The sequence below is a fragment of the Dorea formicigenerans genome (genome assembly GCF_025150245.1).
Classification (GTDB): Bacteria; Bacillota; Clostridia; order Lachnospirales; family Lachnospiraceae; genus Dorea; species Dorea formicigenerans.
In genome coordinates this window covers 3,058,594-3,070,545 of record NZ_CP102279.1, presented here as the reverse complement: position 1 = coordinate 3,070,545, position 11,952 = coordinate 3,058,594, and the positions used below count along the sequence as shown (strand labels likewise).

General features: G+C 39.8%; 10 protein-coding genes, 1 tRNA gene and 1 pseudogene. 9 read left to right on the top strand and 3 right to left on the bottom strand.

Annotated elements, in window-relative coordinates:
• Positions 1–41 precede the first annotated feature (41 nt).
• From NQ560_RS14940 to NQ560_RS14915, 6 genes are all read left to right on the top strand, one after another.
• A complete protein-coding gene (locus tag NQ560_RS14940) occupies positions 42–464 on the top strand; it encodes a DUF6756 family protein (RefSeq protein ID WP_005334913.1) in 423 nt (140 codons plus the stop codon).
• A gap of 114 nt (positions 465–578) precedes the next feature.
• Positions 579–803 (top strand): sporulation initiation factor Spo0A C-terminal domain-containing protein, encoded by a 225-nt coding sequence (locus NQ560_RS14935; protein ID WP_005334915.1) that lies wholly within the window; start codon positions 579–581, stop codon positions 801–803.
• A gap of 239 nt (positions 804–1,042) precedes the next feature.
• Positions 1,043–1,462 carry a sigma factor-like helix-turn-helix DNA-binding protein gene (locus NQ560_RS14930; protein ID WP_005334925.1) on the top strand — a complete coding sequence of 140 codons (420 nt, stop codon included), beginning with the start codon at positions 1,043–1,045 and terminating at the stop codon, positions 1,460–1,462.
• Between the two features lie 57 nt (positions 1,463–1,519).
• Complete coding sequence (locus NQ560_RS14925; protein WP_005334926.1) at positions 1,520–1,708, top strand: helix-turn-helix domain-containing protein; 189 nt, start codon at positions 1,520–1,522, stop codon at positions 1,706–1,708.
• 503 nt (positions 1,709–2,211) lie between these two features.
• Positions 2,212–2,412, top strand: coding sequence for a helix-turn-helix domain-containing protein (locus NQ560_RS14920; protein ID WP_233420483.1), 201 nt, complete (start codon positions 2,212–2,214; stop codon positions 2,410–2,412).
• A 21-nt stretch (positions 2,413–2,433) separates the two neighbouring features.
• Positions 2,434–3,900, top strand: a complete 1,467-nt coding sequence (locus NQ560_RS14915) for a site-specific integrase (RefSeq protein ID WP_005334931.1) — start codon at positions 2,434–2,436, stop codon at positions 3,898–3,900.
• 232 nt (positions 3,901–4,132) lie between these two features.
• Here the strand turns inward: NQ560_RS14915 and NQ560_RS14910 are convergent.
• Positions 4,133–4,209, bottom strand: a tRNA-Arg gene (locus NQ560_RS14910).
• A 630-nt stretch (positions 4,210–4,839) separates the two neighbouring features.
• On the bottom strand, positions 4,840–5,763 hold the full coding sequence (locus NQ560_RS14905) for a cation diffusion facilitator family transporter (protein ID WP_005334942.1): 924 nt from the start codon (positions 5,761–5,763) through the stop codon (positions 4,840–4,842).
• 211 nt (positions 5,764–5,974) lie between these two features.
• Here NQ560_RS14905 and NQ560_RS14900 point away from each other — a divergent pair, with 211 nt between their 5' ends.
• A complete protein-coding gene (locus NQ560_RS14900; RefSeq protein WP_040015617.1) occupies positions 5,975–7,441 on the top strand; it encodes a D-alanyl-D-alanine carboxypeptidase family protein in 1,467 nt (488 codons plus the stop codon).
• Between the two features lie 55 nt (positions 7,442–7,496).
• On the top strand, positions 7,497–7,859 hold the full coding sequence (locus tag NQ560_RS14895) for an Hpt domain-containing protein (protein WP_005334944.1): 363 nt from the start codon (positions 7,497–7,499) through the stop codon (positions 7,857–7,859).
• A 292-nt stretch (positions 7,860–8,151) separates the two neighbouring features.
• Here NQ560_RS14895 and NQ560_RS15905 read toward each other — a convergent pair.
• Positions 8,152–8,226 (bottom strand): annotated as a pseudogene (locus NQ560_RS15905) (type IV pilus twitching motility protein PilT); the annotation flags it as partial.
• Positions 8,227–8,739: 513 nt separating this feature from the next.
• On the opposite strand from NQ560_RS15905, the gene ileS reads away from it, so the two are divergent.
• Positions 8,740–11,895 carry an isoleucine--tRNA ligase gene (gene ileS / locus NQ560_RS14885; protein WP_005334947.1) on the top strand — a complete coding sequence of 1,052 codons (3,156 nt, stop codon included), beginning with the start codon at positions 8,740–8,742 and terminating at the stop codon, positions 11,893–11,895.
• The last annotated feature ends 57 nt before the right edge of the window (positions 11,896–11,952 follow it).

The window sequence follows — 11,952 nt, the reverse complement described above, 5'->3', positions numbered from 1 at the left end:
GATAATCTAAAAAATGTGATAGAAAGGGGACTTATAATGGAATGGGATATATTGCAACTGAAATAAACAGAGCTATTACAAATAATCATTTAAAATCACACCTATTGCCGTTGGTGTATGTTGATGATTTACGGGCAAATATTATTAAGCAATATTGTACTAAGAATACTACATTCATATGGGAATGTTTTAAGGATTATGTAAGTTATCAAAATTCAAATGCATGGTCACTGATATGTAACTATGTGAAAGATAATGAGTGTATTATGTTTTTCAATAAATCCGATGATAAAAATGCATTTTTAATTCCAAACGGAACGGAATTGTACAAAATACTTGAAGATTCTTTTGGCTTTGAATTTTATATTACAAACCAACATCACTCATATTTACTTTGTTTTAATCATCACGATATACTCTATGGTTCTGGCGAAGCAAAGAAATGGGTATCAGAAATTGAATGATTTATCTTTGTGGCAAACTAATCAGTAGTATACAAAATTTTTATTCGTGTTTTCTTTCATATTTTTGTGATATTATCGAATGGAAATAAATTTATTCAGAAAGGTTGTGGTTAGATGTTGGGTATCAAAAAACGTGATACAAAACAAGTATTTAAAGCGATTGCACATCAACAGGGTGTTTCCGTATCAGAAGTAAAAGAACGTATTCAGTCAACCATTGATGAAATGTATTACAGCGATGACCCAGATGTGCAAGCTGAATTTTCAAGTTATTTTGGAAAGAAACGACCTACACCAGAAGAATACGTTTATACGATGGCAACAAAAATTAAATACTGATTTTATGAAAAATCATCACTTCTTTAACCTGTACATTAACTGTGCAGGTCTTTTTTTGTCGTTTTTTATCGAATTGAATAATTTTTACCTTTCTCATCGGCTTATATATTGAGGGCAAATATAAATTTTATCTAAAATAGCGATTATTTTTTCAAATCACTTAGCAACTGCCCTGTTTTTTTCTTATATGGAGTGGAAAGAGGGATAGATACAAAACAGCACAGGGAGGAGGTGAGAACGTGAAACCATCTGACTTCCAGAAAACTGTAATGTGTCGTTTTGATAGTTGTTTAAAAAAAACTGTTTTCGGAGTTGTAAAAGATTATTACAAAGAGTTGAAAAAGAATCAAGCAGAAGCTATCCCCTTTTGTGAGCTTCCCGACATTATCATAGATAAAGTTGCTATATGGGATACATATAAAACGGATTACACGACTTTCAATATATGTGGACATGACATTTATGTATATGACGATGAGCTGGCAAAAGTCATTAAACAATTATCTGACCGTTACCGTGAAAATGTACTTATGTACTATTTCTTGGATATGAGTGATACGGAAATTGCAAAATTGCAGAATATATCCCGAAGTGGTGTATTTCAAAACCGACACTATGCATTAAAACAAATGAAAAAGTCATTAGAGGAGGAAAATTAGTATTTGAAACAAAAACGTTCGTATAAGAAGCCATCATTTTATGTGATTTCATCGGCTATGGACGGTGACAAAATTTCCATTGATAAAATCTTAGATTTCTATGACCCATATATATCAAAAAGCTGTATTCGCCCATTATATGATGAATACGGAAATGTATATATCGCTGTGGATATGGAGTTAAAAGGTCGTATCAGAGAAGCCATTATGAAAATGATATTGGAATTTGACATAAAAATCGAATAGGTAATATTTGCGGAACGCTTCATATAAGCACTTCCCTCTTTCCTGTTCCGCTTACTTCTTAGCTTGCCATTTTGTATCAGTCTATTTAACAAAACAGATTGATACAGGCTGACAAGAGCCTAATAGTTCTTTGACAACTGAATAATGCAGACAGATACGTTTGTGCTTGCAGTGAGCCATCAGAGATTGTACGCCGTGACTTTTCCAATCGGGAGATAGCGATTCATGCAATGATCTGGGAGCGACCGTTGGAAAAGTCGTTCTGCCATGACCTGCAACACAGGATAATGATACACCCGTATGACACGGTTCAGCCCACAGGAATGGGAATGGTTGAGATACCAGTGGAGCTTGCCAAAGCCATTTGTCTGCATATAAAAAGTATTAGCAAAAGTGTTAGCAACGGCAAAAAACATATCCGCAAGAGTTATTGATATGCTATAATGACCTTGTTAAACGTATGTATTTTGCTGTTATCACACGGAAAGGAGTTATTATTACTCGTGATAAGTGATACATCAAATACAGAAACTCCCAAAAAGGATAAAAAGACATATACAGTAGAGGAAATTGCAGAACAATTATGTGTGAGTAAAAAAGTGGCTTACGCATTGGTTAAAAGTGGACAGTTCGCTTATGTTCGTGCTGGTAGAGCCATACGGGTATCTAAAGATTCTTTCGATAAATGGTTAAATCAAAATTAACTGTTAAGGAGAGAATATATTATGGCTTCAATCAAAAAAAGAAAATCAACATTTTCCGTTATTTACTGGTATTTAGACAATGCAGGAGAACGTAAACAGAAATGGGATACGTTAGAGACAAAGAAAGAAGCAAAGCAGAGAAAAGCATTTGTTGAGTATTATCAAGAAAAATATGGTTATGTGATTGTTCCCTTAGAGGAACAGTTTGCACGCCAGATTGATGAATCGAAAAAAGAACTTGATAGTACCGATGAAGATATTACGCTTTGTGACTTTTTAAAAATATTTGTCAATCTCTATGGTACGTCAAAATGGTCGCCTAGTACATTTAGTAGCAAGGTCGGTACTATCGAAAATTACATCAATCCACTTATCGGGGATTGGAAGTTAAATGAGATTACCACAAAGAAATTATCTGCCTACTACAACGATTTATTGAGTGTTCCAGAAGTACCCAGAGCTAACAGAAAAGCTACTGGACGTTGCGTACAACCTGCCAATATCAAGAAAATACACGACATTATACGCTGTGCATTAAATCAAGCAATCCGTTGGGAATATATTGATACCAACAAGCGTAACCCTGCTTCATTAGCAACGCTTCCTAAAGTTCCTAAGGTAAAAAGAAAAGTATGGAGTGTAGATACATTCCGTGAAGCAATTCAGCAGTCAGACGACGATTTATTAACCATCTGTATGCATTTGGCGTTTTCCTGCTCAATGCGTATTGGAGAAATTACAGGTCTTACATGGGAAGATGTGATTATTGATGAACAATCCATTGCAACGAATAACGCAAGGGTAATCATCAACAAAGAGCTTTCCAGAGTAAATGCACAAGCTATGCAGAAATTAAAGGAAAAAGATATTATCAAGATTTTTCCGACACAAAAGCCACATTGCACAACAAGGCTTGTATTAAAGACACCAAAGACAGAAACAAGTAATCGTACCGTATGGTTGCCAAAGACAGTTGCAGAATTGCTGGTGCAATATCAAAAAGACCAAAAGGAATTACAGGAATTTCTAGGAGACGCTTATAACAATTACAACCTTGTTATAGCTTTGGAAAATGGAAATCCCGTTGAAAGTAGAATTGTGAGAGACAGATTTCAAAAGTTATGCGAACAAAATGGCTATGAAAAAGTTGTTTTCCACAGTCTGCGTCATTTATCCACAGGATACAAATTGAAAATGACCAACGGCGATGTAAAATCGGTACAAGGCGATACAGGTCATGCAGAAGCAGAAATGGTTACAGACGTTTATTCAGAAATCATAGACGAAGATAGACGTTACAATGCTCAAAAGATGGACGAACAATTTTATTCCACTCTAAACCATGATTCAGAAATGCAACCACAAAATGAGGAAGTTCAGCCAGAAAACAACGGCTTATCAGACAGTGATATGGAGCTTTTACAGCTTTTAAAATCACTTACGCCGGAGATGAAAGCAATGCTTTTGAAACAATCAGCTTCAAAGTAATTTTTCAAAAGTGTTAGCAAATCTTCAAAAATCTGCTGATATTTTTTCAAAATAAAAAAAGTGTTAGCAAACTCTTCTACTCAAACAGTCATAAAAATATCGAATTACAAATTCTGAAAATCAAAAGAAATTGCAAAATATAAATTAAATATGTTCTTATCCGACAGGTTATAAGCCAAAAAACAAAAGAAGCTGAAAACCTCGATAAATCAAGGCTTTCAGCGTTGTTTGCTGGCGTCCCAGACAGGAATCGAACCTGCGACGTTTCGCTTAGGAGGCGAACCCTCTATCCTACTGAGGTACTGAGACTTATTTAATTGTAATGGAGCAATTTTCAAATTTATTTCATAAATCGCTTCCAAAAGGGGATTGCTCCACCTGACCCTTAGGAGGCGAGTGCTCTATCCAGCTGAGCTATGACGACACATGCCGCAAACCCTTGATTTTACTGGGTTTCTGGGATTTTCCCCTTCGGCCATATATAAGATTATCAACTCTATTTCGAGTTGTCAATCTACAGATTTTTTCGATTTGGTAACATTAGAACGTTCCCCAATTTGGGGATTGCCTCGGCTTTTTCTTAGAAGACGCTTGTTATATCCATTTAACTAAGGAAACTCAGCTATTGTATTTTAGCATTTATAAGAGATAAAAGCAAGCGTCTCCAGGCCAGACGCTTTGATTTTTTACTTTATATAGTAGCGATATGACTGTGTTCGTCCACATAATACGGCGTGAGAAGTCCCATAGAGTCATAGAGCTTCAGAGTCGGAATCGTAGTCCGATTGATCTTTGCCATTTCGCCAATGCTAATATAGTTGGAATCCTTATTGTACATGTTGTGTATACAAAACCTTCTTTTTCCAGTTGGGGACGGGGTTTTTTCAAAAAAACCCCGTCCCCAACTGCACTTTAACCTGTCCCTTTTTGAATTGTGTTTTATTCTTCTTCAATTCCGGTGAATTCGATATCTGGCAGTAATTCGAAGTAGAAATCTGGATATTTCTGTGCCAGTGCTTTGATGCACTTATCTTGCAGGTGTTTGAATTTTGACAGCGATACGATATCTTTGTCGAATGTGATGTAGACGCTGATCCAGAGTTTTCTTCCGGTTCTTACAATATCGTAGTATAGATTTTTGTGGCCGTAGATACCGATGATTGGTTCTACGGTCTTTTTGATGTCTTCGATTGTTTCTTCCTCTGGTGGAATCAGCATGAGATCGCGGATTCCGGTGATGACTGTGCGTACTGGTGTCTGGATCATAATAACAGACAGAAGGATCGTAATGATTTGATCCAGATATGGTGTTACGCGGTCGAACCATGCGAATGGTATCATAAGTGGCAGTAAAAATGCGAATGCCATGCCGAGGGATATGACGGAGTCGATCTGCCAGCCTTGCAACTCCATTGTAATGAGTGGAGAATGAAGGTTTTTATTCTTAATTCGCAGATAAATTGTGACAATCACGCTTAAAATACAGGCGAACATTTCAAATCCGGCAATTGTATGAAAGGATACAATGTGTCCGCCGTGCAGCATCAGATGGATATTATTGAAAATCAGTCCAAATGTAACGGCTGCCATGGTGATGCCTTTTACTACAACAAATAGTGTTTCCAGCTGCATATATCCAAATGGATGCTGTTCATTTGACGGGCGGTATAAAAGTGGAATCAGGAACACGGACGGAAGCAGCATAAAAAACTCCACTCCATCGTAGACTGCGTCCAGGAGGACTGCCTGAGAGCCGGTTGCAATTGCCATGACCAGCTCGATTACAACAAAGACTACGTTACCATATAAAGAAACTGACATTACAGATTTTTCTCTTTTTTGTGATTTTTTTCCTACATGCATAAAAATGCTCCTATTCTTGATTTAAGTGCCTTATGTAACGTTACCTATTATCAGTGCAAGGTTATGAAATATTTTCATTATAAGCAATCCTTGTGGAAAATGCAAATACGTGTCATTATCTTGTCTTTTTATGGAGATAATTATAGAATCCAGCAGAAAAATGTGATAAAATAAAAAGACTAAGTAAGAAAAATACCTGGAGGAAATGCCAATGATATCAGGCAAACGAGTCATCGCGGCGATGCTTACGGCACTTATGGCAGTGACGTTTACAGCCAATACTGCGGTGAGTGTATATGCGACAGGGGTAACGGCTACGGAGAATGCACAGACCATAGACGCACAGAGTACAGATGCGCAGGCACTGACACCGGAAGAACAAAAGGCTCAGGAATTGCAGCAGGTCTATGATATGCCGGTGGAATCGAATGGATATAAGGACTGGCCGCAGGGACCTGGGACTTATGGAGAAGCCGGAATTGTTATGGAAGTCGGAACGGGAGCAATCCTGTATGCCAAGAATATAGATGCTCATGAATATCCGGCAAGTATTACGAAAGTATTGACGGCGCTTGTAGCACTGGAAAATGGACAACTGACGGATAATGTGACATTCAGCCACGACAGCGTAGCGTTTTTACAGAGAGGAGATTCTTCCGTCGGATTAAAAGAGGGAAATGTAATCACACTGGATCAGGCAATGCATGCGATGCTTCTGGCATCTGCCAATGAAGCAGCATATGCAATAGGTGAGAGTGTCGGAGTGAATGCCGGTCATGATTACAACTGGTTCATAGAGCAGATGAACAGCCGATGCAAGGAACTGGGCGGTGAGAATTCCAATTTTGCTAATACAAATGGACTGCATGATCCGAATCATTACACATGTGCAAGAGATATGGCGCTGATTGGACGGGAGTTGTTCAAACATCCGGAATTTTTCCAGATTGTACAGACTCTCAATTATACAATTCCAGCCAGCGAGACGACGGAAGAACACGTTTTCCATCAAAAGCATAAAATGCTTCAGCCGTCGAATTCCAATTATTATCCATATACAATAGGTGGAAAGACTGGTTATACATCAGATGCGTTGTCAACGCTGATTACGATGGCGGACAATGGGCAGACTCAGTTGGTATGTGTGGTACTGAGGACTCACGGAAAGAACATATATCCGGACACCACGAATTTATTTGAATATGCATTTAATAATTTCACAAAAGTAGATGTGACAACCCAGGAGAAATCTGAGGATATTGAAACATTTCTGACAGAAGACGGGCAGAGTGAACCGAATTATGTGATGTTGCCAAATGGTGTGGATTTTACAGCTTTGGATCAGAAAATCACGCAGGATACAGAAGATAGCAGCACAGGAATTGTGACATACAGTTACGATGGTCATGAACTTGGAACTGCAAAGGTGAAGCTTAGCAAATCCTATTTGAAAGCGCATACAGACAGTACTCAGGACGAAAGCAAATCCAGTGGACATGACAACAGTAAAAAACAGACTAAATCCGGGAAACACCTGTCACTTGGAACAACAAAAGGAAAAGTTATTCTGGGGCTGAGCATTCTTTTAGTAATATTGATCATAACATTTATAGCTACGGTGTTCCGCATAAGAAAAAAGAGTAATAAGAGAAAAACTAATAAGAGAAAGAAACAGTAAAACACAGTTGCGAATACATAGTAAGGTACAGTATTTGAATTGGGGAAAGGTCAAAATGGAGTTAAAAGAAGTATACGAGAAAATCGGCGGTGATTATGATGATGTAGTAAGACGTCTGATGGGTGAGAAGCTTGTGAGAAAGTTTCTCCTGAAATTTCTGGATGATAAGAGCTACGCTGATCTTGAGAGAACATTAAGCGAGGGTGATTACAAAGAAGCATTCCGTGCAGCCCATACACTGAAGGGTGTCTGCCAGAACCTGTCACTGACAAGCCTTTATCAGGTGAGCAGCCAGCTTACAGAGGAATTGAGAAATGAAGACACTGCAGTTCCAGGTAATCCGAACATTTCAGATTATATGAGCAAGGTAACAGCAGAGTATCACAAGATAATTGAGGCAATCCAGGAACTTGAGTAAGAAATCCAGCCAACAAGAAATGTGAAGAAAAGGGACAGTAAAAACCAGAAAATAAAATAGCAGAAATAAAATAGAAAAATGAGGATATAAGTTTTGCGGTACAATTACTTATGTCCTCATTTTTTTGTTGCCAAGCATACGACAAAAAGGTCCGGTGGACCTTTTTTAGTGTGTTTGTGGTGAGCATAGTTCCAAAAGCCCGCCCGGACAGGTGATGATCGTGCACAACCTACATTTTTCTTTTCAACATCTCCGGATTAGTTGCGTATGCCAATGCAGTTTCTGCTGTAAGCAGGGAAGCACGAAGAGCCGTTACATAACTTTCTGTATCTACGTTAATCTCACGCTGGCTGACAATACTCTGGTCCATAGAAACTTTGCATGTAAAAAGGGGCTTAACCCCTTGACGAATCTGTGATAAAACTCGTATAATAAAAAAGTATATGAGATATTTTAAAGACGTTGACGAAGACAGTAGGTTATATCCCAACGATACAGAGAACCGGCGATGGTGGGAATCCGGTACAAGTAAGATATAATTGAAGATCACTTCCGAGTTTCAGAGTTTGAACGATCTGTGATATGAGCCAGGGCATCTGCACAGGCATAAGGAACAGAATTCAGTAAGACCTGACGGAGTTCCACCGTTACAGGGAAAGCATATGTCAGTATGTTTAGGTGGTTTATAAACGTAAGTATAAGGCTTTCGTCCTAATCAGGACGGGAGCCTGTTTTATTGTATAAGAAAGTAATATCTTTACAATAAGTTATGTTTAATGGTAAAAAAGGGACACCGCAAAATGCAAAAAGGGACACCCTTAATCAATGATTGGGACGTGGTACTTTGGCAAAATGCTACGTCCCCAACAAGGAGGATATTATGTATAAGAAGGTTTCAACAGACATGAATTTTGTTGACCGGGAGAAGGAAACGGAGAAATTCTGGGAAGACAATCACATTTTTGAGAAGAGTATGGAGGACCGTGAGGGCTGTCCACAGTATATGTTTTATGATGGACCGCCGACTGCGAATGGTAAACCGCATATCGGCCATGTTTTGACACGTGTTATCAAGGATATGATTCCTCGTTACCGTACTATGAAGGGGTATGAAGTTCCGAGAAAGGCCGGATGGGATACTCACGGACTGCCGGTCGAGCTGGAGGTTGAGAAGGCTCTTGGTCTTGACGGAAAGGATCAGATTGAAAAATATGGTGTTGAGCCATTTATCAAAAAGTGTAAAGAGAGTGTGTGGAAATACAAAGGTATGTGGGAGGATTTCTCTAATACTGTAGGTTTCTGGGCTGATATGGATGATCCGTATGTTACTTATCACAACACATTTATTGAGTCTGAGTGGTGGGCACTGAAGAAGATCTGGGATAAAGGACTTCTTTATAAAGGATTTAAGATCGTGCCTTACTGTCCGCGTTGTGGAACTCCGCTGTCTGCACAGGAAGTGGCTCAGGGATACAAAGACGTAAAAGAGCGTTCAGCGATCGTTCGTTTTAAAGTTAAAGACGAGGACGCATATATTCTTGCATGGACAACAACTCCATGGACTCTGCCATCTAACATTGCACTTTGTGTAAATCCGGAAGAGGATTATGCGAAGGTAAAAGCTGCTGACGGATATACTTACTACATGGCTGTTGCCCTTCTTGATACGGTTCTTGGTAAACTTGGCGATGAGGAGAATGGTGTAAAGGCTTATGAAGTTCTTGAGACATACAAAGGTCAGGATCTTGAGTACAAAGAGTATGAGCCGCTTTATCAGTGTGCTTATGACTGCGCCGCAAAGCAGAATAAAAAAGCATTTTATGTAACATGTGATACTTATGTAACATTGACAGATGGTACCGGAGTTGTTCATATCGCTCCTGCATTTGGTGAGGACGATGCGAAAGTCGGACGTAAATATGACATGCCATTTGTTCAGTTAGTAGATGAAAAAGGTGAGATGGGCAAGACAACTCCATTCGCCGGATTATTCGTGAAGAAGGCAGACCCGGAAGTGTTAAAAGACTTGGACGGACGAGGACTTCTTTTCGATGCACCGAAGTTCGAGCACAGCTATCCACACTGCTGGAGATGTGACACGCCGCTTATTTACTACGCTCGTGAGTCATGGTTCATTAAGATGACAGCAGTAAAGGATGATCTGATCGCGAATAATAATACGATCAACTGGATTCCGGAGAGTATCGGTAAAGGACGTTTTGGTGACTGGCTTGAAAATGTTCAGGACTGGGGCATCAGCCGTAACCGTTACTGGGGAACTCCTCTGAATATCTGGGAGTGTGAGTGTGGATGCCAGCATTCGATCGGAAGTATTGAAGAGCTGAAATCTATGTCTGATAACTGCCCGGATGAGATCGAGCTTCACCGCCCATATATTGATAATGTGACGATCAAGTGTCCGAAATGTGGAAAAGAGATGCACCGTGTACCAGAAGTGATCGACTGCTGGTTCGACAGTGGATCCATGCCATTTGCACAGTATCACTATCCATTTGAGAATCAGGAACTGTTCGAGAAACATTTCCCGGCAGATTTCATCTCAGAGGCGGTAGACCAGACTCGTGGATGGTTCTACTCACTGCTTGCGATTTCAACTCTGATCTTCAACAAAGCTCCTTATAAGAACGTTATTGTTCTTGGACATGTTCAGGATGAGAATGGCCAGAAGATGAGTAAGTCCAAGGGAAATGCGGTCGATCCGTTCGATGCACTGGAGAAATATGGAGCAGATGCGATCCGCTGGTATTTCTACATTAACAGTGCGCCGTGGCTGCCGAACCGTTTCCACGGAAAAGCAGTGACAGAGGGACAGCGTAAGTTCATGGGAACTCTGTGGAATACTTATGCATTCTTTGTACTGTATGCGAATATTGATGAATTTGATGCAACAAAATATACATTAGAGTATGAGAAGCTGTCTGTCATGGACAAATGGCTTCTGTCAAAGCTCAACTCTGCGATTAAAGCAGTAGATGAGGATCTGGCAAACTACAAGATCCCGGAGGCTGCAAAGGCACTTCAGAGCTTTGTTGATGATATGAGTAACTGGTATGTAAGACGCAGCCGTGAGCGTTTCTGGGCAAAGGGCATGGAGCAGGATAAGATCAATGCTTACATGACACTTTACACAGCACTGGTAGAGATCTGCAAGACTGCAGCTCCGATGATTCCGTTCATGACAGAAGACATTTACCAGAACCTCGTAAGAAGTATTGATGCAAATGCTCCTGAGAGTATCCACCTGTGTGATTTCCCGAAGGTAAATGAAGCACACATCGACAAAGAGCTTGAGGAGAATATGGACCGTGTTCTGAAACTGGTTGTTATGGGACGTGCCTGCAGAAATACTGCAAATATCAAGAACCGTCAGCCGATCGGACAGATGTATGTCAAAGCTGATTTTGAGCTTTCCGAGTTCTTTGATGCCATCGTTGCCGATGAATTGAATGTGAAAAATGTAACATTTACACAAGAAGTACGTGACTTTACGTCCTATTCTTTTAAACCTCAGCTAAAGACAGTCGGACCAAAATATGGTAAACTGTTAGGGGGAATCAAAAATGTACTCAGCGGACTGGATGGAAATGCTGCTATGGATGAGCTGAATGCAAATGGTTGCCTGAGATTTGAGGTAAATGGTGAAGAAGTAGTCCTGAACCGTGAAGATCTTCTGATCGATACTGCACAGATGGAAGGATATGTATCTGAGGATGACAACGGAATCACAGTTGTTCTTGATACGAACTTATCCGAGGAACTTCTGGAAGAGGGATTCGTGCGTGAGATCATCAGCAAAGTACAGACGATGCGTAAGGAAGCTGATTTCGAGGTCATGGATAAGATCGTGATCACATATGAAGGAAGTGAGAAGGCAGAAACTGTATTTGCGAAAAATGCTGATGAGATCGGAGCTGAGACACTGGCTCTGGAGGTGAAAAAAGCGCCACCTGCAGGTTATGTGAAAGAGTGGAAGATCAATGGTGAGGCAGTAACTCTTGGAGTAGAGAAGCAATAACAGATGTGAACAGGTCTGCTCCGGCAGACCTGTTCTTTTATCTTACATTTCCTGAAA